At 70.3% G+C, this 24,421-nt stretch carries 23 protein-coding genes; 12 read left to right on the top strand and 11 right to left on the bottom strand.

The window, feature by feature from the left end:
* Positions 1-106 precede the first annotated feature (106 nt).
* Complete coding sequence (locus EDD92_RS51125) at positions 107-712, top strand: helix-turn-helix transcriptional regulator (RefSeq protein WP_311736767.1); 606 nt, start codon at positions 107-109, stop codon at positions 710-712.
* A 155-nt stretch (positions 713-867) separates the two neighbouring features.
* On the opposite strand, the gene EDD92_RS16010 is transcribed toward EDD92_RS51125, so the two are convergent.
* Positions 868-1,491: a TetR/AcrR family transcriptional regulator gene (locus EDD92_RS16010; protein WP_185124031.1), complete on the bottom strand. Its 624-nt coding sequence runs from the start codon at positions 1,489-1,491 to the stop codon at positions 868-870.
* Positions 1,492-1,695: 204 nt separating this feature from the next.
* On the opposite strand from EDD92_RS16010, the gene EDD92_RS16005 reads away from it, so the two are divergent.
* The 7 genes from EDD92_RS16005 (at position 1,696) to EDD92_RS15975 (ending at position 10,960) form a co-directional block, all read left to right on the top strand.
* Positions 1,696-2,511 (top strand): oxidoreductase, encoded by an 816-nt coding sequence (locus tag EDD92_RS16005; RefSeq protein ID WP_079662471.1) that lies wholly within the window; start codon positions 1,696-1,698, stop codon positions 2,509-2,511.
* Positions 2,512-2,546: 35 nt separating this feature from the next.
* The gene (locus EDD92_RS16000; RefSeq protein WP_399183022.1) at positions 2,547-4,265 is read left to right on the top strand and encodes an FAD-dependent oxidoreductase; all 1,719 of its coding nucleotides are present in this window, start codon (positions 2,547-2,549) and stop codon (positions 4,263-4,265) included.
* Between the two features lie 11 nt (positions 4,266-4,276).
* Entirely contained in the window at positions 4,277-5,746 is a 1,470-nt protein-coding gene (locus EDD92_RS15995) for an ATP-binding protein (protein WP_185124415.1), read from the top strand.
* A gap of 191 nt (positions 5,747-5,937) precedes the next feature.
* Positions 5,938-6,816 (top strand): alpha/beta fold hydrolase, encoded by an 879-nt coding sequence (locus tag EDD92_RS15990; protein WP_123964943.1) that lies wholly within the window; start codon positions 5,938-5,940, stop codon positions 6,814-6,816.
* Between the two features lie 59 nt (positions 6,817-6,875).
* Complete coding sequence (locus EDD92_RS15985; protein WP_099937407.1) at positions 6,876-7,391, top strand: DUF302 domain-containing protein; 516 nt, start codon at positions 6,876-6,878, stop codon at positions 7,389-7,391.
* Between the two features lie 799 nt (positions 7,392-8,190).
* Positions 8,191-9,234: an NAD(P)/FAD-dependent oxidoreductase gene (locus EDD92_RS15980; protein ID WP_260326544.1), complete on the top strand. Its 1,044-nt coding sequence runs from the start codon at positions 8,191-8,193 to the stop codon at positions 9,232-9,234.
* A 94-nt stretch (positions 9,235-9,328) separates the two neighbouring features.
* Positions 9,329-10,960 carry an MFS transporter gene (locus EDD92_RS15975; protein WP_123964942.1) on the top strand — a complete coding sequence of 544 codons (1,632 nt, stop codon included), beginning with the start codon at positions 9,329-9,331 and terminating at the stop codon, positions 10,958-10,960.
* A 1,058-nt stretch (positions 10,961-12,018) separates the two neighbouring features.
* On the opposite strand, the gene EDD92_RS15970 is transcribed toward EDD92_RS15975, so the two are convergent.
* The 4 genes from EDD92_RS15970 to EDD92_RS15955 all read right to left on the bottom strand — a co-directional run bounded on the left by EDD92_RS15970 (position 12,019) and on the right by EDD92_RS15955 (position 15,872).
* Positions 12,019-12,927 carry an SDR family oxidoreductase gene (locus tag EDD92_RS15970; protein WP_123964941.1) on the bottom strand — a complete coding sequence of 303 codons (909 nt, stop codon included), beginning with the start codon at positions 12,925-12,927 and terminating at the stop codon, positions 12,019-12,021.
* Positions 12,928-13,361: 434 nt separating this feature from the next.
* On the bottom strand, positions 13,362-13,841 hold the full coding sequence (locus EDD92_RS15965; protein ID WP_123964940.1) for a MarR family winged helix-turn-helix transcriptional regulator: 480 nt from the start codon (positions 13,839-13,841) through the stop codon (positions 13,362-13,364).
* Between the two features lie 11 nt (positions 13,842-13,852).
* On the bottom strand, positions 13,853-14,914 hold the full coding sequence (locus tag EDD92_RS15960) for an alkene reductase (protein ID WP_123964939.1): 1,062 nt from the start codon (positions 14,912-14,914) through the stop codon (positions 13,853-13,855).
* 52 nt (positions 14,915-14,966) lie between these two features.
* Positions 14,967-15,872: an NADP-dependent oxidoreductase gene (locus EDD92_RS15955; protein WP_123964938.1), complete on the bottom strand. Its 906-nt coding sequence runs from the start codon at positions 15,870-15,872 to the stop codon at positions 14,967-14,969.
* A 195-nt stretch (positions 15,873-16,067) separates the two neighbouring features.
* Here EDD92_RS15955 and EDD92_RS15950 point away from each other — a divergent pair, with 195 nt between their 5' ends.
* Complete coding sequence (locus EDD92_RS15950) at positions 16,068-16,409, top strand: hypothetical protein (RefSeq protein WP_260326542.1); 342 nt, start codon at positions 16,068-16,070, stop codon at positions 16,407-16,409.
* Between the two features lie 184 nt (positions 16,410-16,593).
* On the opposite strand, the gene EDD92_RS15945 is transcribed toward EDD92_RS15950, so the two are convergent.
* A complete protein-coding gene (locus EDD92_RS15945; protein ID WP_123964937.1) occupies positions 16,594-17,430 on the bottom strand; it encodes a hypothetical protein in 837 nt (278 codons plus the stop codon).
* Between the two features lie 305 nt (positions 17,431-17,735).
* Between EDD92_RS15945 and EDD92_RS15940 the strand changes: the two genes are divergently transcribed.
* Positions 17,736-17,933 carry a hypothetical protein gene (locus EDD92_RS15940; RefSeq protein WP_123964936.1) on the top strand — a complete coding sequence of 66 codons (198 nt, stop codon included), beginning with the start codon at positions 17,736-17,738 and terminating at the stop codon, positions 17,931-17,933.
* 8 nt (positions 17,934-17,941) lie between these two features.
* Here the strand turns inward: EDD92_RS15940 and EDD92_RS15935 are convergent, their stop codons facing one another.
* The 5 genes from EDD92_RS15935 to EDD92_RS49840 are packed head-to-tail and all read right to left on the bottom strand — an operon-like array spanning position 17,942 to position 21,916.
* Positions 17,942-18,430 (bottom strand): hypothetical protein, encoded by a 489-nt coding sequence (locus tag EDD92_RS15935; protein WP_123964935.1) that lies wholly within the window; start codon positions 18,428-18,430, stop codon positions 17,942-17,944.
* Between the two features lie 43 nt (positions 18,431-18,473).
* A complete protein-coding gene (locus EDD92_RS15930) occupies positions 18,474-19,877 on the bottom strand; it encodes an NAD(P)/FAD-dependent oxidoreductase (protein WP_123964934.1) in 1,404 nt (467 codons plus the stop codon).
* On the bottom strand, positions 19,870-21,171 hold the full coding sequence (locus tag EDD92_RS15920) for an MAB_1171c family putative transporter (protein ID WP_260327305.1): 1,302 nt from the start codon (positions 21,169-21,171) through the stop codon (positions 19,870-19,872). Before EDD92_RS15920 ends, EDD92_RS15930 begins: the two co-directional genes overlap by 8 nt.
* A gap of 11 nt (positions 21,172-21,182) precedes the next feature.
* On the bottom strand, positions 21,183-21,782 hold the full coding sequence (locus tag EDD92_RS15915; RefSeq protein WP_123964932.1) for a toxin: 600 nt from the start codon (positions 21,780-21,782) through the stop codon (positions 21,183-21,185).
* A complete protein-coding gene (locus EDD92_RS49840; RefSeq protein ID WP_185124030.1) occupies positions 21,779-21,916 on the bottom strand; it encodes a hypothetical protein in 138 nt (45 codons plus the stop codon). The genes EDD92_RS15915 and EDD92_RS49840 overlap by 4 nt, the downstream gene beginning before the upstream one ends.
* 279 nt (positions 21,917-22,195) lie before the next feature.
* Here EDD92_RS49840 and EDD92_RS15910 point away from each other — a divergent pair, with 279 nt between their 5' ends.
* Positions 22,196-23,071, top strand: coding sequence for a DUF6424 family protein (locus tag EDD92_RS15910; protein ID WP_123964931.1), 876 nt, complete (start codon positions 22,196-22,198; stop codon positions 23,069-23,071).
* A gap of 13 nt (positions 23,072-23,084) precedes the next feature.
* Positions 23,085-24,200 carry a DUF2235 domain-containing protein gene (locus tag EDD92_RS15905; RefSeq protein WP_123964930.1) on the top strand — a complete coding sequence of 372 codons (1,116 nt, stop codon included), beginning with the start codon at positions 23,085-23,087 and terminating at the stop codon, positions 24,198-24,200.
* The last annotated feature ends 221 nt before the right edge of the window (positions 24,201-24,421 follow it).

Raw genomic sequence — 24,421 nt, 5'->3', positions numbered from 1 at the left:
GCCGAGGGTTTCGAGGCCGTTCCGGGCAGCCTCGCGAGGGCCCCCGCGCCGGTGGATCGCCGGTAGCCCGTCCACTCTCCGCGTTCCCGACCCTCGGGCCGGGCCGGTGTCTCCTCCTCCGCCGACGTCCTCGTTGACCGTCTCTGACTTCGTGGGGAAAACGGCTTTGTCGGAGACCGATGGGAGAAGGCCACCGGTCTCCGGCGCGGTGCTCTACGGAACCTGTCGCGCCGACCCGGCGCTGCTCGCGGACCGGGCGGCCGAAGCGGTCGCCGACGCTTACCGGCGACTGGCCGCCGAGCCCGTCATCCGTGACGAGGTCGACCGCCGCCTGCGCCTGCTGTACGCCGCGCCGTCGGCGAGCAGTGCCGCTCGAAGAACTCCGGCAGGTTCATGCCGAGTTGCGGCGCATGGTCCAGCAGGTCCCCGACGGTGCTCTGCGTGGCCGGCTGCTCGGCATGGCCAGCCGACTGGCTCAACCTCCGCCACGGCCTCGGTACCGGGCCCGCCCCTGGCACCCCGGGAACGCGACGTCCTGGCGCAGGTGGCACTGGGCTGCAGCAACGCCGAAGCCGGTCGCAAGCTCTCGCTGCGGCCCGAGACGGTCAAGTCGTATCTGCGCAGCGCGCTGCGCAAGCTGGGAGCGCGCGCCCGCTTCGAGGCGGTGGTCGCCCGCACGTCGATAGACGTTGCCTCCTCAGGGTGGGCGTAGTGGCCCCCCGGGCCGATGGGCGCCCAGCCATCGCCCGAGGACCTGCCTCACCGCCACCCGCCCTGGTCGTCCCGCGACCGACCCGTGCGTTTGTCAGGAGCCTGCAGCCACGCTCACGGTCAGATGCCTGTGCAACGAGGCCGGCCGTGCCCCTCTCAGGTGTGGCGCGGGCGAGGCAGCAAGGCGAACGCGCTCTCCGCTATCGAGGTCAGGCGGTCGGGGCCGTGGCCGTACGCGCCCACGACATCGCTCCCGCGGATGATCGTCAGCAGTAGGTACGCGAGGTCGTCGGGATCCGCGTCGGGGTCGATGTCGCCGTTGCGCTGCGCCGCTTGCACGCATTCGGCCACCGCCGCCCGGACCACGGAGAAGCAGTCGTTGGCCAGGCGTTTCACCTCGGGGTCGGAGGCGCCGATCTCCAGGGCCATCTTGGCGGCGAAGCAGGCCGCCCCCGCCCGGTCGGAGGCGGGGGGTACGTCCGCGGCGAGTGGTACCCCGTGGACGGCGCGGAGCAAGTACTGGTGCAGTCGTTCCAGGGCGCCCTCGTCCGGTCCGGCGAGCATCTTGCGCGGACCCTGCGCCAGCCGGGCGAAGTAGCCGGTCATCGCCTGCAGCAGCACGCCGTGCTTGCCGTCGAACGCGGCGTAGAGGCTGCCGCGGCCCAGGCCGGTGGCGGCGCTGATGTCGTCGACGCTCGTGCCGTTGTAGCCCGAGGTGCGGAACTGCCGCTCGGCGGCATGGAGGACGTGGTCGCGGTCAAAGCTTCGTGGTCTCGCCATACAAAGACCGTAAAGCGGACCCACCCTTCTTGACAACTCAGTACAGAACTGCCTAGGTTTCGGACTGTTCAGTAAACAACCGTCCTGAGCTCGCCGGACAGGCTTGGTCCGGGCTTGCAGGACCGGTGCGGACGATGTCGGCCTCAGCGCGGGCGACCCCGCACAGCGCCCGGCGAAGTCATGCCCACAACCGAAGGAACCACCATGCAGACAGTTCCCCGAGTGGCCCTCGTGACGGGCGCCTCCTCCGGGATCGGGCGGGCGGCGGCGCTCGCCCTGGTGGGCGCCGGCTTCGCGGTGGTCGGCACGAGCCGCAACGCGGTGAACGCCGAGCCGCTCGCCGGGGTGACGTTCCTCGATCTCGACGTGGCAAGCGACAAGTCGGTCCGCGCCCTCGTCGGAGAGGTGATCGATCGGTTCGGCCGGATCGACGTCCTGGTCAACAACGCGGGCGTGGGCGCGGTCGGCGCCGGCGAGGAGAGCTCGATCCACCAGGCCACGGAGGTCTTCGATATCAACGTCTTCGGCGTGATGCGGATGGCAAACGCAGTGTTGCCCCTCATGCGTGCCCAGGGCAGTGGCCGCGTGGTCAACGTCTCCTCGGTACTCGGTCTGATCCCGGCCCCCTTCATGGCCGTCTACGCGGCCACCAAGCATGCGGTCGAGGGCTACTCCGAGTCCGTCGATCACGAACTGCGCGAGCACGGCGTCCGGATGCTGCTGGTCGAGCCGGCCTACACCAGCACGAGTTTCGAGGCGAGCAGCATGGCACCCGACTCGCCCCTGCCGGTCTACGCCGCGCAGCGGGAGGTCTCCCGAGACGTGCTGGCCACAGCCGTGCGCAACGCCGACGCCCCGGACGTTGTCGCGAAGGTGATCGTCGCGGCCGCCACCGATTCGAAGCCCAAGCTCCGGTACACCGCCGGCTCGATGGCCAAACGCGTCAGCGTCCTGCGCCGGATCGTGCCCTCGCGCGCCTTCGACAGACAGATCCGCAAGCTCAACCGACTGGCCGGCTGACCCGGCAGTACGGGGCGGCGCCCGAGGAGACGCACATGTCCGAATCAGAGACACCGAAGCCGGCACCAGCATCTCTCGTCCGACCACTCCTGGACGCTGCGCGGACCGTCATCATGACCGTGGACGACGATCCCGGGGTGTCCCGGGCCGTCGCCCGTGACCTGCGGCGGCGCTACGGCGCCTCGTACCGGATCGTGCGCGCGGAGTCCGGCGAGTCCGCGCTGGAGGCGCTGCGGGAGCTGAAGCTGCGCGGTGATCTGGTCGCGGTGATCCTGGCCGACTACCGGATGCCGCAGATGAACGGCATCGAGTTCCTGGAACAGGCCCTGGACGTCTATCCGGGCGCCCGGCGCGTGCTGCTGACCGCGTACGCGGACTCGAACGCGGCGATCGACGCGATCAACGTCGTCGACCTCGACCACTACCTCCTCAAGCCGTGGGACCCGCCGGAGGAGAAGCTCTACCCGGTGCTCGACGACCTGCTCGAGGCGTGGCGGTGCAGTGACTTCCGGCCGATGCCGAGCACCAAGGTGGTCGGGCACCGCTGGTCGGCTCGTTCCTCGGACGTACGGGAGTTCCTGGCTCGCAACCAGGTGCCGTACCGCTGGTACTCCACCGACGAGCCTGAGGGGCAGCGGCTGCTGGCGGCCGCGGGGCAGGACGGGCAGCGGCTGCCGGTGGTGATCACGGCGGACGGTACGGCGCTCGTCGAGCCGGAGGTGCCCGACCTGGCCGCACACGTGGGGCTGGCGACGACACCCACGGCCGACTTCTACGACCTGGTCGTCATCGGCGGCGGCCCGGCCGGGCTCGGCGCGGCCGTGTACGGGGCCTCGGAGGGCCTGCGTACGGTGCTCGTGGAGCGGTCGGCGACCGGCGGGCAGGCCGGGCAGAGTTCACGGATCGAGAACTATCTGGGCTTCCCGGACGGGGTGTCCGGCGGCCAGCTCACCGACCGGGCGCGACGCCAGGCCACGAAGTTCGGCGCCGAGATCCTCTCCGCGCGGGAGGTGACCGGTCTGGAGAGCAGCGGGGCGGCCCGGCTCGTACGGTTCGCGGACGGGTCGCAGATCGCGGCGCACAGCGTGATCCTGGCGACCGGTGTGTCGTACCGGCAGCTGGAGGCGCCGGGTGCCGACGAGTTGTCGGGCCGCGGGGTGTTCTACGGGTCCGCGCTCACCGAGGCCGCCGCCTGCCAGGGCCACGACGTGTACATCGTCGGCGGCGCCAACTCGGCCGGGCAGGCGGCGATGTACCTGTCGCGGGGCGCCAAGTCGGTGACGCTGCTGGTGCGCGGAGCGGACCTCACCGCGTCGATGTCGCACTATCTGATCCAGCAGATCGCCGAGTTGCCGAACATCTTCGTACGGGCCCACACGGTCGTCGAGGCCGCGCACGGCGAAAACCAACTGGAACAGCTGACGTTGCGCGACACGACGAGCGGTCAGACCGAACTGGTCGACGCGCAGTGGCTGTTCGTGTTCATCGGCGCGGCCCCGCTGACCGACTGGCTGGAGGGCACGGTGTCGCGGGACGAGCGCGGGTTCATCCTCGCCGGACCCGACCTGACCGCCGACGGGCGGCCGCCGGTGGGCTGGGAGCTGGACCGGCCGCCGTACCACCTGGAGACCAACATCCCCGGCGTGTTCGTCGCCGGGGACGCGCGCGCGGAGTCCGCCAAGCGGGTCGCGTCCGCCGTCGGAGAGGGAGCCATGGCCGTGATGCTCGTACACCGGTATCTGGAGCAGTCGTGACCGGGCGGCTGATGCCGTGCAGCGCGGCGGAGATCAGTTCGCTGTTTCTGTTCGAGAAGCTCAGCGCCGAGCAGATTGACAGGCTGTGCAGCGCGGGCCGGGTCGAACTGTTCGACCCGGGGTCGGTGTTCGCCGAAGGTGACCCGGCGGCCGACTTCTACGTGATGATCGAGGGCACGCTCGTCATGTCGCGCCGGGTGGGCAGCGACGACATCGAGGTGAGCCGCACGTCCCAGCCAGGGGTGTACGCGGGGGCCGTGATGGCGTTCGTCGGGGAAGGGAAACCGCAGCGGTACATCAACTCGGTGCGGGTGACCGAGCCGACGCGGTTCTTCGTCCTGCCCGCCGAATCGTTCGCGAACGTCATGCACGAGTGGTTTCCGATGGCGGTCCATCTCCTGGAGGGGCTCGCCCTCGGTTCGCAGACCTTTCAGCGGGCCGTCGGGCAGCGCGAACGGCTGCTGGCGCTGGGCTCGTTGTCCGCGGGTCTCACCCATGAGCTCAACAACCCGGCCGCGGCGGCCGTACGGGCCACCTCGTCGCTCAGGGATCGGGTCGCGCACATGCGCAACAAGCTCGGCGTCATCGCCTCGGGCCCCTACCACGGCGACGCCCTCAAGGCCCTGGTCAACCTCCAGGAGCGTACGGCCGAGCGGGTCTCCAAGGCGCCGCCACTGAGCCCGCTCGAAGCGTCCGACCGGGAGGACGAACTCGCCGACTGGCTCGACGACCACGGTGTCCAGAGCGGCTGGCAGATCGCGCCGACCTTCGTACAGGGCGGTCTCGACGTCGACTGGCTGGAGCAGATCGCGACGGCCGTCGACGAGCAGGAAATCCTGCAGAGTGCCATCGAGTGCCTCAACTACACGGTCGAGACCGAGCTGTTGATGTCCGAGATCGAGGACTCCACCACCCGTATCTCGCACCTCGTCGACGCCGCCAAGCAGTACTCGCAGCTGGACCGCGCCCCCTACCAGGTCGCCGATGTCCACGAACTCCTCGACAGCACGCTGCTGATGCTGTCGGGCAAGATCGGTCCCCAGGTCAAGGTCGTGAAGGAGTACGACCGTTCGGTGCCGAGGATTCCGGCCTATCCGGCCGAACTGAACCAGGTGTGGACCAACCTGATCGACAACGCCGTCTTCGCCATCAACAGCGCGGGCGGCGAAGGGACGTTGACCGTACGCACCGCTGTGGTGCACGACCGGCTGCTCGTGGAGTTCCAGGACACCGGACCCGGAGTGCCGCCGGACATCCGGGGCCGGATCTTCGACCCGTTCTTCACCACCAAGCCGGTGGGCGAGGGCACGGGGCTGGGGCTCGACATCTCCTGGCGGATCGTCGTCAACAAGCACCACGGTGACCTGAAAGTCGAGTCCGTACCCGGCGACACCCGCTTCCAGGTGCTGCTTCCCCTCACCGCCACCGACCCTGACATCGAGCCCGACACCGTCTCCGACCCGGCTCAGGAGCCCTCATGACCAAGGACACCGGAATCGAGCGCAGCGGGGGAGACGTCGGCCAGGACGTCGACTCCAGAGCGCAGGCGGCGCTCTCTGAGACAGGACACTTCGGGCGACCGCACCTCTTTGCACCTGATCAACTTCACAGACCAGCGAAATAAGTTGAATGCCAGTATTGCGGCATTCTCCTCGCCGGAGAGGACAGAACCATGGAACGCAACGAGTCTCCCGACGCGACGTACGCGAGAACCTGGAGCAACGGCCGCGGCGAGGTGCGGTTCTTCACCCGGGCCGCCGGCTCGCGGCTGCGCTACTACACCGTGGGCACCGGCCCCGCCCTCGTTCTGATGCACACCGTGCGCGGCCAGCTCGACTACTTCCAGCGGGTGATCCCGCTGTTGTGGGACCACTACACGGTCTACGCGCTGGATCTGCCCGGGATGGGATGGTCCGACATCGTCCCCGGCGCACAGTACGAGGAGCCGCAGCTGCGGGCCGCGGTAGTCGAATTCGTCAGCGGACTGGACCTTCACGACGTCACCCTGTCGGGCGAATCGCTCGGGGGAGCCCTGTCCCTGTCGGCATCGATCGACCTGAAGGACCGGGTCAGCCGGGTCGTGGCGTTCAACAGCTACGACTACCCCCAGGGCGGGGAGCGGGGGAACTGGATCGCCCGCGTCATCATCTCCAGCGTGCGGATGCCCGTGCTGGGCCCCTTCTTCGCCACCCAAGAGCCGCGGCCCGTCTTTCGGGCAATTCTGCAGGGCGGCTACGTCGACAAGACCAAGCTGCCCGAGGACTTCATCACCGAGCTACTGAGGAGCGGCCGCCGCAAGGGCTACGACAAGGTGTCCCGAGGGATCTTCCGCAGCCTCAAGGGATTCGACCGGGCCCGCGAACGCTACCCGCGCGTGTCGGCACCCGTCACCCTTGTTTACAGCGAGAACGACTGGTCCCGGCCCGCCGAACGAGACCGCGTGGCCAACGCGCTGGCGGACGTCCACCGCATCACCGTGCCCCGTACCGGACACTTCTCCGCCTTGGAGCGTCCCGACGAGATGGCGCGGATCCTGCTCGACGCGGCCTGACCTGACCCGGCAGCTGTCGGCACCCGCCGCCCATCCCCGTCAGGACATGAGGAAGTGCCATGACTCAGGCCGTCCCCCACCTCGTCAACCGCCTTGTCATCGACACCGACGACTCCTTCGATGACGTCCGTCGGCGCTACGAATCGCTGGTACCCGCCATCGATTTCGCCGAACTCGTCGAAGTGATCGCAACAGGTGACCTCGCACGGGTGCAGGCATACACCGCAGACCGCACACCCCATTCCTTCGCCGTCTTCTGGACCCTGGACCCGATGCCGGTGATGCGGCTTTCGGGACATCAACACCGCGCCGTCACCTACATGATGGGAAACAACGTCATCGCGGAAACCATGTTCCGGCACGACCCCGGCATCATCCTGTACGCCCCGCTGCGCACCGCGATCTACGAGACCGCCTCCGGCCGCGTGCAGTTCAGCATCGACCAACCGTCGAGCAAATTCGCCAGCTTCGGCGATCCCCGCATTGCCGAGGTCGGAGCACAACTCGACGCCAAAGTCGCTGAACTGCTCCGCCTCATGACACTGCCGGTACCACCGGAGCTGACCACGGCCTGACCCTTGGCACTCCAGCACCGTTTCGCTGTCTGACCTGGTCAGAGGCATCGTCGGGAGTGTGGTGGGCTGGTGGCCCGTCAGGGACGGTCTTGCCGGACCGCCCCTCCGATGAGAGGCATCGCCGCCGGCACAGCCTGCTCGGGTAGGACCGCCCCATTGCTGCGGGGATCCCCCCACAACCGTGCGAGCCCGTTGTCCGAGCACACGGCTCAGGCGAACTGACCTGGGGCGGGGCGCCGAGTTCGGCCATGTCGCCTTCGCTGACGCCGGGCTGAATGACACGCGGTGCAGGGGCTGGCTGCGCTGCGTGACTGACAAGGTCCTCGGAGGCGGCAACGGGCCCGAAGCCGTCGAGCGGTTCGGGCTGCTGCCCGGCGGCATGCTCACCGCATGGCGTCGTGGCGGTGGGTGATGTACGTGAACGCCGCCCTCGCGGCCCCGCCCTGATCGGTGCATTGCTGCTGCCGTTGTGGTGAGCGAGGGTCGACCTGCCATACTTGACAACTTAGTACAGAACCGCTTAGGTTTCTGACTGTTCAGTACACAACGGTCCTGAGCTCACCGGACAGGCTGCGAGCACGCCTGGCGTTGCGATGCCCTCCAGGCCGACAAGGCACGGTCTGATCCTCGCGATCCTGGCGACGGCGTTCATCGACGTACTGGATCTGTACATCACGAACGACCCCAGCAACCGGGGCCGGACTCTTCACAACAGCCCAAGACGGTCGCCGCCCGCATCCTGCGCTTCCTGAACGGCTGCCCCCTCCAACCACCCAGAACTCGAAGGATTGACCGAACCATGACTGATCAGGAAAGGCAGGAGGCCGTGGCTGCGGCGACTCCTCCGTACGCGAGCGACGCTCTGCCCGAGGGGGCCGTCGACGCGGTGGTGATCGGCGGGGGCGCCGCGGGGCTGAACGGTGCACTGATCCTCGCCCGCTCCCGCCGCTCGGTCGTCGTGATCGACAGCGGCTCCCCGCGCAACGCGCCCGCGGAGGCCGTGCACGGCCTCATCGCCCTGGACGGCACCCCGCCGTCCGAGATCCTTCGACGGGGCCGGGAGCAGGTGCGCCAGTACGGCGGACGCGTCGTGTTCGGTGAGGTGGTCTCGGCCGAGTCCGCCGCCCCGTCGGCGGACGGGGACCTGAGGTTCACCGTCACCCTGGCCGACGGCCGCAGCATCACCGCCCGCCGCGTCCTGGTGGCCACCGGCCTGAAGGATGTGCTGCCCGAGGTGCCCGGCCTCGCCGAGCACTGGGGACACAGCGTGGTGCACTGCCCGTACTGCCACGGCTGGGAGGTGCGCGATGAACCCATCGGCATCCTCGCCACCGGCCCGGCCTCCATCGGCCACGCGTATCTGTTCCGCCAGCTGACCGAGGACCTGACCTACTTCACCCACGGCACCGACCTGGACGAGGACAGCCGCGCCCGCTTCGCCGCCCGCGGCATCCGCGTCATCGACACCCCGGTCACCGAGGTCGTCGACGACGCCGACGGTGCCCTCGCCGGAGTGCGCCTGGCCGACGGCCAGGTCGTGGCCCGCCGCGTCCTCGCGGTCGCCCCGCAGATGCAGGCCCGCACCCATGGCCTGGAAGGTCTGGGCCTGCCGGTGCAGGACCTGCCGACGGGCCGCACTTTCGCCTCCGGTATCGACGGCACCACCGAGGTGCCGGGTGTGTGGGTGGCCGGCAACGTCACCGATCCGGTTGCCCAGGTCGGGGCCTCCGCAGCGGCCGGCGCGCTGGCCGGCATCGACATCAACAAGGTGCTGGCCATCGCGGACACCGATGCGGCCCTCCAGGGGATCGGCGAGGGAAGCCGACAAGAGGCCACAGGATGATCTTGAAGCCCGGAGATCTCAGCCCGTCATCCGCTCGCCGCACGGGCAGTCAAGTGATTCCGCTCGTCCGCCCCGTCCCTCTCAGGAGCTACTGATGTCCTTCCTTGTGAACACCCCCGTGGAGAAAAAGACCGGGCCTTACGCGCGGCGCTGGTGGGCGCTGCTCGTGCTGTGCCTGAGCCTGCTGATCACGGTGATGGCGAACACGTCACTGATCGTCGCCGCCCCCGACATGACCACCGACCTGGGCCTGAGCAGTAGTGATCTGCAGTGGGTCGTCGACAGCTACACCGTTCCGTACGCGGCGCTGATGCTGGTGCTGGGCGCGATCGGCGACAAGTACAGCCGGCGCGGCGCGCTGGTGCTGGGTCTGCTGATCTTCGCCGGCGGTTCGGTGATGGGGAGCCTGGTCGACGAGACCTCGCTGGTCATCGTGGCCCGCGCGATCATGGGTGTCGGTGCCGCGGTCGTGATGCCGGCCACGCTGTCCCTGGTGGTCGCGACCTTCCCTCGCAGCGAGCGGGCCAAGGCCATCACCGCCTGGGCCGCGACCTCCGGGGTGGCGGTAGCCGTCGGCCCGCTGGTCTCCGGCTGGCTGCTGGAGGACCACGCCTGGGGCTCGACCTTCCTGATCAACGTGCCGGTCGCCCTCCTCGCCGTGGTCGGCGCGCTCGCCCTGGTACCGCCGTCCAAGGCGGAGGGCATGGGCCGGATCGACTACGTCGGTGGTCTGCTGTCGATCGTCACCGTCGGCTCCCTGATCTACGCCGCCATCGAGGGCCCGCACGCCGGCTGGGGCGTCGGCCCCGTCGTTGCCGCCGTGGTCGCCGGCGTCGGTCTGCTTGCCTTCGTCGCCTGGGAGCTGCGGCACCCGCACCCGATGCTGGACGTCCGAAAGTTCGCGCTGCGGCCCTTCACCGGTTCGATGCTCGCGGTGATGTTCTTCTTCTTCGGTATGTTCGCCGTGCTCTACTACGCGACGCAGTTCCTGCAGTTCGTCCTCGGCTACGGCGCCCTGGACACGGGTCTACGGCTGCTGCCGCTGGGCGGGGCGGTGTTCCTCGGGTCCGCGGTGACCGGGGTGCTCGCCCCGAAGCTGGGGGTGAGGGTGATGGCCGTGACCGGCATGGCCATCGGCACGGCGGGCATGTTCCTGCTCACCCAGATCGACAAAGGGTCGACGTACGGGGACTTCCTGGTGCCGCTGATGATGCTGGGCCTCGCGCTCGGACTGGCCATCTCCCCGGCCACCGACACGATCATGGGCTCCTTCCCCGAGTCCGAGCTGGGCGTCGGCGGCGGTGTCAACGACACCGCGCTGGAGCTGGGCGGGGCGCTGGGCATCGCGGTGCTGGGCTCGCTGCTGGGCACGGCATACCGGGACGAGCTGACCGACCTGGTGGGCAACCGGCTCCCGGCGGAGGCGATGCAGACCGCCAAGGACTCGGTCGGCGCCGGCCTGGCAGTCGCGCAGCGGGTCGCGCAGGATCCCTCCGTCGGGCCCCAGCAGGCCCAGGCCGCCGTGGACGCCGTCCACCAGGCATTCGCCCACGGAGTCGCCCAGACCAGCCTCATCGGCGGGATCATCATGGCCGCCGGAACACTGATCGTCCTCGCGGTCCTGCCGGGCCGGCGCGGGTTCGCGGGGAAGAGCGCCGAGCCGGGGGCCGGGACGGCGGCGAGCGAGGCGGCGACTGTGCGGGAGCACACCGGGTCCCCCCGCTAGATCGCCGGCGGGGCGTCCACCGGATCGACGGGGACGCGCCCGCCCGCCGGAGCGAGTGGCACCGCCTCCGCCGGATCACCCGCCGGGCGCGTCGGCCAGGAGCCCGGCGGCGCGAGACGCGCAGGGCGCGGGCGTGGTCCACGGTCCACGGCCACGGATACCCCTCGGTGCCGGCGCGGGGTATGCGCGGTGGTGGAAGGCGAATCCGCTGCTCGCGCGTCCAAGGCCCATTGCCGAGCTGGAGCGATCGCCTCGGAAGCCGGCTTCACGTGTCCGTCCAGAACGCGTTCTGGACGCAGGTTGGACACAAGGATCGGAAAAGACTGACAAGGGTCGAGAAGGACTGAGCTGCCAAACCGCGTCTGACCTGGGAAAACGGCCAAGATGAGCATTGATCGACAAGGGCCGCCAAGATCCTCGAAGGACTCATAATCCGTCGGCCGTGGGTTCGAGTCCCACCCGCCCCACTGTGCAGGTCCCTGACCTGCGGAAACGTTCCTTTTTGCGTGTCGGAGCGTCAACTTTTCCTGAACGGACTGGATCCGCTGCTCATGGGTTTGGAGTCGGGCGGTGCTCGGGGGACTCCAACCCCTCTGACCTGCGGCTGAGTAGATGATCGAGGGCGTCGCTCGCGAGGAGGAAACGGCCCCGATGGGTTACTCGGCCCTCTCTCGTATGGACCCCCGCGGTGACCGGGGCAAGCCGGGCAGCGGCTGCTTTGCGGGCCGCTCAGGCGCAGGCGCAGCCTGCGCTGATGATCCGGTCGTACGGGGTGGACCTGCTGCGGTGGCAGCGGTTCCTGACGGCCAGGAGTTCTCCAGGGGAGCGACTGTGGCGCGAGGCCGGCCGAGGGGGCTTCATGCAGATCAGCGCCGGTGCCGTTGACGCCAACAGGTGCAACAGGTGTCGTGGTATGGCCAGTTCAGGTGAAGTCTGTGCTGCAGCGGGCCAGGCAGGCCCATTCCGGGTGCGATACGAACGTGTGGCGATCTGTCACAGCGGTTCCTGCACTCATCGGTTGGCCCCCGCGCGGCAGACGGGACCGGGCTGCGGGCCCGTCACCGGTGCTGCGCCACGCCCAGCTCGTCGGTGTACCGGGCGAGGGCGTCCTCGGCTGTGGGGACGGGGCCGAACAGCTGCTCCTGGCGGCGGGGGTCGGCGACGTAGCGGCCGCTGTCGAACCAGCCGAACATCGCGGCCATGTCCTTGACCAGGGGCATGAAGCGGCCGGCGGTGGCTCCCGCGGCGCGGGCGACGGTGGAGGGGACGGCCCACACCTTGATCTTCTTTCCGGCTCGGTTGCCCATCAGGTCGGCCATCTCGCGCATGCTGACCGGACGGTCCCAGCCGATATCGATGCGCTCACCGTTGTCTGCCTCGGCGTCGACGGCGGCAGCCAGGTACGCCGCGAGATCGGAGGTGTGGACGAAGGTCAGCGGGACGGTGGTCTTGCCGATCCACGTCAGGCGGCCCTTGTCGATCGGGTTGCCCGCCATGGTCGCGATCTGGTCGAGGAAGGCTCCCGGGCGCAGTGCGACGAACGGGACGCCGAGCTGTTCGAGCTTGTCCTCGGCGATCTTCTTGTGCCAGAAGTGCGGGACGTGGGGCGTCTGGTCGCTGGTGAGGATGCTGGTCAGGACGAACCGCCGGATGCCGGTGCGGTGGGCGGCCTCGGCGAGGTTGGCATTGCCGACGGTGTCGATGTCGTACGCGTTCTTGCCACCGCGGGTGTAGCCGGCAGCGGTGGTGATGACGGCATCGGCGCCGTTCATGGCGGCGACGAGCGAGCCGAGGTCGAGCATGTCGCCGCGGGCGATCTCGACACCCCGCCTTTCGTGCCTGCTCGCGTCGGTGGTCGGCCGGACCAGGGCGCGGACGCTCTTACCGCGCCCCAGCAGTTCGTCGACGACCTTGCCCCCAAGGGAACCGGTCGCGCCGACGACGAGGACGGGGAGTGTGGTGGCCACGGGAGTCTCACTTTCCATCAGGTCAGGAGTGGGGGGATTAGGTGAGGGGGAATTAGGTGAGCGAGGCAGTGGTGGCCGCGGACGGGGGCGCCGTCGGCCCAGGCCGCTCAGGGGCTGGCCTGTGGTGGGGGGATCCGCGGCGCGGGTCACCGCCGGCCTGCAGGAGCCGGCCGAGGTCCAAGGCGCCCCGAACGCGGGTGATGCGCCCGTCCTCGATGTGCGGCCGGCCGACGACAGGGAAGCGCTCCCCGTCCCTGCGGGGTGTTGCCCTGCCCCGGATGAGTCCCGTCCTGCCTCCACCGGGACAGCTCGCGCTTGCCCCGGATGTCGAGCCCCCGCTCAGCGCCGTTCTCCCTGACATACGGGGGCGAGCGGGGGTACTACCGCCACATCCGCCGGCTCGGCTCACCGGGCTTTTCCGACAGTTGGGGGAGTTACTCGGAATCTTCCCGTGGAACAGCGCGGCCGTTGATCGCGTCTGCGATGGCGTAGGCGGTGCGGACGAAGGACTCTGCCTGCTGCGCCGACAGGTTCTCCGCGGAGGTCTCCTCCAGGGCCCGCCACATGGCTGCCAGGGGCTCGCGCATGGCACGGCCCTTGTCGGTGAGGTGGACGACCATGACGCGCCGGTCGTGTGCGGCCGGCTCGCGCACGAGCAGGCCGGCATCCTGCATGCGGCGTAGGGACTTGGAGACGGTGGAGTGGTCCAGGCCGACGCTTTCGAGCAGTTCGGACTGGGTCTGGCCGTCCCGGTCGAGGAGTTGCATGAGCAGCAGTTCCTGTCCGGGATGCAGGTCCATCTCGCGGAGCATGGCGGCGGCGCGGGCGCGGTGGGCGCGGGCGAGCTGGAAGATCGCGTAACTCATCGGCCCCTCGATGGCCGTAGAGGGGATGCGGTGGGTGGAGGCGGGCATGATGCGGTTCCTCAGACGGTGTGGGTGGGGTAGTCGGTGTAGCCGGCCACTCCGCCGCCGTAGAAGGTCGCCGGGTCGGGGGTGTTCAGCGGCGCGTCAGAGCGTAGCCGCTCGACCAGGTCCGGGTTGGCGAGCGCGAGGGCGCCGACGGAGACAAGGTCGGCCGTGCCGTTGTCGACGTCCTTGGCGCGGGTGGGCAGGTCGGTGCCGGCCCGGTTGAGGATCAGCGTGGTCGGCCACAGCGCGCGCAGGGTGCCCAGCAGCGCCTCGTCCCCCGCGTGCAGCACGTGGAGGTAGGCGAGGCCGAGCGGCCTCAGGGCGCGCAGGAGCGCCGGATACAGCTCGGCGGTGTCGGACTCGGCGATGTCGTTGTAGGGGTTGCCGGGGGAGATACGGATGCCGGTGCGCTCGGCGCCGATCTCGTCGGCCACGGCAGCGGCGACCTCGACGGCGAAGCGGATGCGGTTGTCGATGGAGCCGCCGTAGCGGTCGGTGCGCTGGTTGGTGTTGTCGGCGAGGAACTGGTGCACCAGGTAGCCGTTGGCGCCGTGGATCTCCACGCCGTCGGCGCCCGCCGAGACGGCTGCCGCTGCGGCGCGGCGGAAGTCGTCGACGGTCGCCGCGACCTCCTGCGTCGAGAGAGCACGGGGCACGGGCATCTCCTGGGGCCCGGACGCGGTGAACATCGCGCCCTGCGGCTGGATCGCCGAAGGGGCGACCGGCTGACGGCCGTGCGGGGTGTTGTCGGGGTGGGCGATACGTCCGGTGTGCATCAGCTGGATGACGATCCGGCCGTCGGCCTCGTGCACGGCGTCGGTGACCTTGCGCCACCCGGCGATCTGCTCGTCATTGTGGATGCCGGGGGTGAGGAGGTAGCCCTGGCCGTCGGAGGAGGGCTGGGTGCCCTCGGTGATGATGAGCGCGTGCGAGGCCCGCTGGGCGTAGTACTCGGCGTTCAGCTCGGTCGGTACGCCTTCGGGTGTGGAGCGGTCGCGGGTCATGGGGGCCATGACCAGGCGGTGCGGGAGGGAGATGTCACCGACGGTGGTCGTTGTCCACAGGGCGTTCAGCATGAGGGGTCCTTCGGTTCGGTGATGATCGAAACAGGGGGAAAGGCCGGCGTGATCAGTCGACGGTGAGGACGAGCTTGCCCCGGACATGCCCGGCGTCGCTGACCTGCTGGGCCGTGGCGGCCCGGTCGAGCGGGGAGGCGGTGACGGTGGTGACGATCTTGCCGGTCGCGGCGTCCTGGGCCAGCGCGGCCAGGCCGGCGGCGGAGCGTTCCCGGCCACCGCTGGAGAAGGTGATGCCGAGCTGGTGCGCGCGGAAGTCGGCGATGGTGACGATGCGCTCGGTGCCGCCCCGCAGGGTGATGGAGTCCTCCAGGGCTCCCTTCCCGGCAAGGTCGAACACCGCGTCCACGCCGTCGGGGGCGAGTGCCCGGACCCGCTCGACCAGGCCCTCGCCGTAGAGGGTGGCGGTGGCACCGAGCGAGGTGAGGTAGTCCTGGTTGGCGGGGCCGGCGGTGGCGATGACACGCGCTCCGCGGGCCGTGGCCAGCTGGACCGCCAGGGTGCCGACCGCTCCGGCCGCGCCGTGCATCAGTACGGTCTCCCCGGCGGTGACGCCGAGCAGGTCAAGGACCCGCTCGGCCGTCTCGCCCGCCACCGGCAGCGCTACCGCGTGCTGCCAGTCGAGGCCGGCGGGCTTGGGGACGACGGTGGTGGCCAGCGCGTACTCGGCGTACGAGCCGGTGTCCGACCAGCCCAGCACCTCGTCGCCCACCTTCACGTCCTGCACGCCTTCACCCAGGGCGTCCACCACGCCGGCGAGCTCGCCACCGGGGACGGCGGGGAGCGGCGTGGGGAACGTGGCCTCCATGGCCCCGGAGCGGATCTTGCCGTCCAGCGCGTTCAGCCCGGCCGCCTTGACGCGGACGCGGATCTGCCCGGAGCCGGGCTGCGGGACCTCGATGTCCGCCTCGTGCAGCACTTCCGTGCCGCCGAAACGGTCGAACAGGATGGCTCTCATGACGACTCCTCTCGTGCCACCACCCATTTAGGTGGCTGGACACATAATCAACGTAACAGCAAACATGTGGCTAGCCAAGTATTTGCTGTCGATGTCGAAAAGGATCAGATCCAGAAGAGTGCAGCCAGGTCGACGCCCCTGCTGCCTGCGTCGAGGCGCTCGGCGGCAAGTCGAAGATCGTCGCCGGCTTCGGTGATGAGACCTACGTCCTCGGCGAAGGTCCTGCGGGTCAAGAACACCTGGTGCTTCACCCTCGGTCACGCCACGGCTCACACCCCCGCCGCAGCCGCCCTCTGGGACGAGATCAACACCCACTCCGTCTCTCTCGTGAATCGGGCGCAACGCGAGGGGCTGCTCGCCCCGGACGTCGACCCGGAGTGGACGCGGCAGGCGTACTACGCCCTCCTGGGCGAAGCCATCAACAGGTCCGGCGCGGAGCAGGGCCCTGCCGCACAGGACCCGGACGGACAGGACCTGGATGCACTGGCCACGCTCGTCATCGACACCCTCCTGCATGGCACGGGGCCGCGCGGCTGAGTCGCAGCGGCTCGAACGAAGACGAGCGCCGTTTGCAGGATATGGAGCGCGAGAACGGACAGTTCTTGCTTGTCACGGTCAGGGCCTGGGCAGCATCAGGTCCGGCATCTGCGGGTGCCGCAGGTGCTGCCCGCCGTCGTATGTCACAGGCTGTGACTACGGCGAGAGGAGCCCGGATGCCGCCTCAGGGGCGGGGAAGAGTGTCCAGGAACCTGTGGAGGGACGACGTCATGCTCTCCACGAAGGAGTCACGGGTCCGCTCGGGGACCAGGTCCAGGGACAAGTACGGGTTGAGGTCCTCCAGCTCGACGAGAAGCAGGTCGCCGTCCTCGGTGCGGCAGGCGTCTACGCGCTGGATGCCGTGGTCGAGGGTGTTCCAGTCGATGAAGCGCCGGGCGAAGGCGAGGTCGGCGTCGGTGGGCTCGTAGGGTTCGAGGACCCAGCGCCGTTCGGGGTCGGGGGCGTGGAGGGCGTACTGGAAGGCGTCGTCGACGTAGTAGAAGGACACCTCGTAGCGGAAGTCGACGCGCGGTTGGACGAGGATGTCGCCGTAGGCGAGGTCGTCCAGTTGCCTCCGGGGTACGAAGGTCAGGCCGATGGAGTCCGCGCCTGCCTTCGGCTTGACCGCGTACTGGCCGGCCTCGGGCAGCAGGTGCAGGTCCTCGGGCCCGTCGATGGTGGGGATGACCGGGTATCCGGCAGCGGTCAGATCCAGCAGGTACTGCTTGCCGGCCATGTCGCCCCGGCCGGACAGCGGGTTGTAGATCCGGGTGCCGCGGGCTGTGGCCTGTTCCCGGAAAGCGTCGTACTCCTTCTGGTAGTGCAGTACAGGTCCGCTGTTGCGGACCACGACCCCGTCGAAGGCGTCCATCAGCGCGGCGGCATCCAGCGGGTGGCACAGGGCGATGTCGAAGGCGTCCCGCAGCCGGGAGGTCAGGAAGATGTCCTCGTCGCAGTAGCGCCGCCCCCGGGCCTGGTACGCGAGGTCGGTCACGAACAGAACTTTGCGGCGGTCGGGCATCGCGGATCTCCTCGGGTCGTGCAAGGAATCTACAGGGGCGCGGGTGTGCGACCGGGCTCGGCGTCGGGTGCACAGCGTCCGTGTGCGGCGCGATCCGTAGCTGTCGTCGATCCCGTCGTCTGCCGACAGGCGTCGCACCCATTCAGAAACGTTCTGACTCGCTGGAACGTTCTGATCCCCCGGGCCGCTGTCCGGCCGTTCCCGCCAACGCCGGGGCGCTGGTGCCGTGTTGTGCTGTCGGTGTGCTGTGAAGAGGGGGCCTCAGTGCCGGCATTGCGCGTACCCTCGCGCCCAAGGAGGGCGCCATGGCCGGGCACGCGAAACCGATCAGGATGTGGTGGCTGGTCACGCTGACCGCCGTGACCATGGCGGTCATAGCCGTCGTTCTCGTGCTCCAGGCCGACTCCGGTGAGGCGACCTCGCCCAGGCCGACCGATCCTCCCTCGGCCACCTCGCCCAGGCCGACCGATCCTCCCTCGGCCACCTCGTCCGTCCTCGGGTAGGGCAGTTCTCAGCCCGCTTCTTCGCGCAGCCCGTCGCGCAGGCGGCGCAGGTCGTCGGCGTGGCGGCCCAGGCCGTTGAGGCGCAGGCGGGTGGCCTCGGTGCGGGGGTCGGGGCGGAGCGTGAAGGCCAGGTCGAGGGACTCGCGCAGCATCCAGAGGTCGTAGGCGAGCAGCCGTGCCGCGTGGGCCTGGGCCCGCAGCAGGTCCGGGTCGCTGAGTTCGAGGTCCTGCAGGCGGGTGCGCAGGCGGTGCAGGGTGCTGCTCTGGCGGCTGCACATGCGTGCCGTCTGACGGGAGACGGGACCCGGGTCCCCGCAGGCGGCCACCGCCGCGTCGGCCGGTGTCTGGGCGGCCACCGCCTCGTCCAGGACGGCGACCAGGGCGAGCAACTGGGCCCGGTGCGAGGGGCGGGCGGGGGCCGGACGGTGCTGGAGGCGGCTGAGCGTCCGTGCGGTACGGAGCCACCGGACGGTGCCGGGGGATGTGCGTATGCGCATGGCTCCAGTGTGCGCCGCGGACCTCGGGAGCCGTTCGGTTCGGTCAGTACGGGGCGGCGGTCTTGCGTTCCGGCTCGGTCAGGGGCGGGCCTTGCAGGTGTGGCTTCTTCGGGCCGAAGAGCATGGGGATCAGCATGTCGGGCGAGAAGAGGCGGGTGGCGGGCTTCTCCAGGCTCATGACGTCCAGGAGGGCGCCGAGGGCGCGGGGGCTGCGGGCTCCGGTTGCGACCGCGCGGTCGACGAAGCGGGCGAGGAAGCGCTCCAGAGCGTTCGGGGGAGTGTCCGTGGCGCCGGGGTAGAACGCGTCCTGCCCCACGGCCAGGTCCCAGGCGGCGGCGACCGGGCGAGCCGCGGCGCGCTGGACGCGGCGGGCGGTGCCGGGGGCGGTGAGGGCCGTGGAGCGCAGGACGGTGCGGAGGCTGAGGGCGCACTGGGCGGCGACGGTGAGGCCGTGGCCGTAGACCGGGTTGTATCCGGCGATCGCGTCGCCGAGGACGGTGAAGCCGTCCGGCCAGGGCCGCATCTTCTCGTAGTAGCGGCGGCGGTTGGCGGTGCTGCGGGTGGTGGCGACCTCGCCGAGCGGCTCCGCGTCCTTGATCAGTTCGCCGATGACCGGGTCGCCGAGCGCGAGGGCGAAGTCCGTGAAGGTGTCGGGGTCGGGGCCGGGTTCGCCGCCTCGGGTGCCCGAGAGCGTGACGATCCAGCGGTCGCCCTCGATGGGCACGATGATGCCGCCACGGCCCGGCGCCTTCGCGGCGTTCGCCTGGACGTTGACGAGCGGGAAGCCGCTGTCCGCGGCCGTGCCCGGGGCCCGGTAGAGGCGGGTGGCGTAGGCGACGCCGGCGTTCACCTCGCGTTCGGTGACCTGCGGCAGACCGAGGTCGGTCAGCCAGCGGGGGGCGTGCGAGCCGCGGCCGGAGGCGTCGACCACCAGGTCGGCGGGCAGGGCGAGTTCCTCGTCCCCGGTGCGGACCTGGACGCCGGTGACGCGGTCCTGGTCGCCCTGCAGGGCCAGCGCCGTGGTGTTCTGGCGGAGGGTGATGCGCGCGTCGGCGAGGACGCGGGTGCGTATCACCGCGTCGAGCAGGTCGCGGGAGCACACCAGGTTGCGGTGGTGGGTGGAGGTGAAGCGGCGGAACCAGACCTCGTTCGGGGCCCGGGAGACCATGTCGCCCATGATGTGCACCAGGCGGGCGCCGTTCGCGACGATCTCCGCGGTGAGGCCGGGCAGCAGCTCGTCGAAGGCCTTGACCCCGCCGCTCCACACGAGGTGTGCGTGCCGGGCCTGGGGGACGCCGCGGCGGGGCTCGGGCCCTTCGGGGAGCGTGTCGCGTTCGACGACCGTCACGTCGGCGAACTCGGCGAGGGCGGCGGCGGCGAAGAGGCCGGTGATGCTGCCGCCGATGACCACTGCGTGGGGGCGGCGGGCGGTGGGTCTGTCAGGCATTGGTGATCTTGCTTTCTGTGTGCGGCTCCACCGCGGGGTGCTCCGCTGGGTGTGCGGTGTGTCGTCTGCGGCTGCGTGGGGGCTGGTCGCTCCCCCCCTCTCGACTTCGCTCGAGCGGGGGGACCCCCATCGCGGCGGAGCCGCATATCGATACAGCCCCGCGCCCCTTGGGGCGGCGTAGTTCCCGGGAGATGGACTCGATGTCGGCGGTGATGTGGGTGCTGGTCGCGGCGGTGTCGGGCGTGGGCGGGGATCCCATGCCCCGGGCGGCCAGGGCTGCGCGGACCGTGACCGCGCCTGCCGTCCCACGCGCCCTCGACTCGTCCTGGCCGGCGGCCCGCGCGGCCTCGTAGGTCTGTTGGTGGAGGCCCTGGTCGAAGTACGGGGTGAGCAGGCGCAGCCCGTCGTGGATGTGCTGCCGGCGCTGCATCAGGCGCAGGTCCAGCGGCGCCCAGAAGCCGAGCCGGGCCGGTGCTGCCGACGCACCGAGGACGCGCACCGCCCGCCACAGCGGCCGTAGCCGCCGGTGCTCGCGCTGGTCGCGGATCCACCGCTGCAGGAACGGTCCCACCTGCGGCACCAGGAACCCGAGCGCCACCAGGGCCGCCTCCATGAGCGCGAAGGGCGGGGCGGCGCTCGTGCTGAGGGCGTCCCAGTCGCGGCCCGACCAGCGGGCGCCGACCGCCGTCAGCTTCGCCGCGTCGAAGAGCAGGCCCGAGGCGAAGCCGAGCTGCAGGAGCACGACCCCCGACTTCAGCCAGCGGTTCTCGACCTCCGGGAACCACTTCCACAGCATCGAGGCGGCGACCAGGGACGACACCATGTGCGCGGTCAGGTAGAGCAGGATGTGCTCCCGCATCCACGGGGTCGAGGCGTAGTAGGTGTCCAGGTCGTAGATCCGCGGCTCGGCCGCGTGCGCCGGCAGGAACGTCCCCCACAGGGCGACGACGACACCGGCGTACACCCAGTAGATGCGGCGCATCCTGCGGCGGCGGCGCTCGGACGGCTCCTCCCGCCAGCGGATGATCATCGTCAGACCGGTGGCGCAGAACGCGGTGAGGAACGAATAGGCCCAGGGGGAGGCGATGTTGGGCACGCCCGTCAGCTCGTTGAGGCGCTCGATGTTGACCGGTGTGATGACGACCAGGACGGCCGTGGCCGAGGCCAGCAGCACCGTGGTCGCCCGTACGTCGGGGTCGCGCCAGGCGCGTACGAACGTCGGGAGCTTGACGAGGAGCGCGGTCGCCAGCAGGGCGGTGGGCACGGCATAGGGGATGCGGAAGTGAGGGTCCATCAGGGCTGTCATCAGAGGATGCGTCCGCCGCGGTGGCCCAGCGACAGGTTGATGCGGCCCTCCACGGTGGCCGGTGTCACCGGGCCCTGGGCGTACCGGCCCTTCATCCAGGTGCGGAACTCGCGGGCGAACAGCAGGCCGAAGGTCTCCGCGTCCACCTCGTGGTCGTCGGCGGAGGCGGACCGGGCCGCCACCGTGCGGCAGACCTCGCGGGGGACCTCCTCGGAGGCGAGGACCTGCTGTGCGGCCCGTCCCAGTGCCCCGGGTGGCCGGCCGAGGGCGCGGGCGGCCGCCGGGCCGATGGCGTGGTCGCCGCAGGCGCCCTGCTCCTCGTGCCACAACTCGTGGCCCAGAATGACCAGTTGGGCCTCGGGGACCGTGCTCTCCTCCACCACGATGAGGGAGCGGTCCCCGCAGTCCAGGCGCAGGCCCGACACCGGGATGTCCGGCGGGAACGTCCGGAACAGCAGCTGGATGGGCCGCCCGGCGCGCACGCCCATGGCCCGGCAGAACTCCTCCATCACGGCCCGCGGTTCGGCCGGCCGCGCGATCGACTTCGACGCCTCCCGGCCCAGCCCGGCGAGCAGCGACTTCATCGCCTTGGTGGTCATCGGGCGGTGCCCCCCTCGCCTGCCTGCTGCGGGACGGCCGACCTGATGACACCCTCCATCAGCCGGTCCAGCTGCTCGGGTGTCATCATGCCGTGGCGCGGCAGATCGGTGGCCTTCACTCCGTAACGGTCCATCAGGGCCAGTATGGGGCCCAGATGCTCGGCCCGTCCCTCCAACTCCCGCAGGACGGACAGGAGTACGCGGTCGTACGCGCCGCACGAGCGTACGCGAGGTCCTGATGAGGGCCAGGCCCTGCGCTTCGGCGAGTGCGTCGAGGCGCCGGCCGGAAAACGATCGTTGAACGGTCAGCTGTCACGTGGTTGAACGGTCCAGGTGTTACGCAGAGCGAGAACTGAGCCCTGGGAGGACGATGAGAGGAGGAGTGTCGACAGGTCGACAGAAGGAGGCCCGCCATGGCCAACGACCGATCCGCGACGGCGACGAAGACCCCTCCCTCCCTCACCTTCGGCAAGACGGAACGGGAGGACCATCCCTGGGAGATACAGCTCGTCAAGCACCAGGAACGCACCGAGTCCGCGGAGTTCCGCGCCGCGAAGGACACCGCGAACAAGATCCTCAAGGAGCTGGCGACGACCGAGCGGCCGTACGGGCCGGGGCCGTACGAGATGCACCACGGCGGCAGTCTCTGGGTGAAGACGGACGCCGGCTGGCGGATGTTCCGGGCCCGGGTCGGCATCGAGTGGAGCATGCAGTTCTGCGCCGACCCCGCGAAGGTCGACCGGCTGCGGCAGGAGGCCGCCGACCTCGTCGCCGCCTTCCCCGAGACCCTCCCCGCGCTGGAAGCCCTCGGCTACAAGCGGGCCCGCAAGCTGCTGGAGACCCCGATCACGGACGCCGAAGGAGTCGCGGCCTGGACCGACTCGCTGTTCAACGCGTGCGTGCCGCTGACCCGCGGTGACCACCAGGGGGTCCTGCCCAAGGCGGCCGGGGAGCACCACTACCCCTGGCCGATCAAGGGGGCCGACTACATCCGGTACGACGACTTCAACCTGTGGGTGACCCTGCCCGACGGCACCCACGCCGGCGTCGCCCCCGTGGGTGCCCGCGGCTCCGGCGACGGACGCCTGCGCATCGTCCACGCCCGGCACGGCACACCGGCCGGAGACGTCCTGGCCAAGGCGCAGCGGCGCCGCGTCATGGCCGTACTCCCGGCGGACAGCCCGATGGCCCTCGAGGCGTTCCAGCAGCAGATAACGCCCGGGGCGCGCACCGCGGCCGCCCGGCCGCGCTCCCGCGGCGCGCGCGGCAGCAGCCGCCGGGCCGGTTAGGCGGGCCGTGGTCATGCCGCGCAGGATCGTCGTCTGCCTGGACGGCTCGGGCAACCAGGTGGGCGCCCGCAACCCCACGAACGTGGTCAGGTTCTACGAGATGCTGGAGACGGGCGACCCGTCGAGGCAGCTGCTCTACTACGACCCCGGGGTCGGCACCATGTCGTCCGCCACCGCGCGCGGGCCGCTGGGCCGCGGGCTCTCCCGGCTCGGCGGCCTCGCCTTCGGAACGGGGCTGAGGGCCAACCTCGCCGAGGCGTACACGTACCTCATGCAGCACTGGCAGCCGGGGGACGCGGTGTACGTCTTCGGGTTCAGCCGCGGCGCCTACACGGCCCGTGCACTGGTCGGGATGCTCAACAAGCCGGGGCTGATGCGCCCCGGTGCCGAGAACCTGGTGCCGTACGCCGTGGCGAAGTACGCCTTCAACCAGGACATCGACAAGAGCGAGCAGGAGGTCGCCCGCTTCTCGCACGCCTTCTGCCTGCGCACCGAAGGCGAGCCGCTGTGGGAGCAGGTGAAGCGCAACGACCCCCGGCAGGTCTCGCACCACGCCCTGCCGGTGGCCTACCTGGGCGTCTGGGACACCGTGAAGGCGGCCGGCCTGCTCCGTCTGGGCAATCTGCGCTGGCCGTACACCCACTCCCTGCCCAACGCCGCCCGCATCCGGCACGCCGTGTCCCTCGACGAGCTGCGGCGCCCGTACCGGGAGTTCCTCGTCAAGCCCCGCAGCCCCGGCCCCGACACGGACACGAGCACGGCGGAGGAGGTGTGGTTCGCGGGGGTGCACTGCGATGTCGGCGGCACATTCGACCACGCCCCGGACGCACCCCTGCTCTCCACCATCCCCCTCAAGTGGATCACCGACGGTGTCTGCGACGACCTGGACCTCCGGCCGGGCGCCTACGCGGCGGCGACCGCGGTGACCGAGGCCTTCGCCGACGCCCCCGTCCACCACAACGGCAGAGCGTGGATCCTCGTGGGCAGGCGGGCACGTCCCGTACCTCCCGAGGCGGTACTCCACTGGAGCGTCCGGCTGCGCCGGGAGCGGGATCCCGGCTACCGGCCGGACCTGGCCGGACGCGAGCGCTGGGCCGACCCGGACTGGTTCAAACCCGCTCGGGCATAGGGGGCTAATGGGTTTCTAAGGGTCGTACTCCTCCCGGGGGAGTAGTGAGTTCTGCTCCGGGTCGTGCCGCGGAGGCATGGGAGGTGCCTCCGTGGGAACGATGTGCCGAAGTGGCGCGCGGACCAGGCTGGTTCACGTCAGCCAGCCGGTCCGAGGAGGGCGTCATGAACCGTCAGACCCGCGTCCGTGTCATCCGCAGGCCCGCCACGCCCCGCGACACC

The organism is Streptomyces sp. TLI_185 (assembly GCF_003814765.1).
Classification (GTDB): domain Bacteria; phylum Actinomycetota; class Actinomycetes; order Streptomycetales; family Streptomycetaceae; genus Streptomyces.
The sequence above is the reverse complement of the archived record's forward strand: the minus strand, read 5'-3'. Positions and strand labels throughout refer to the sequence as shown.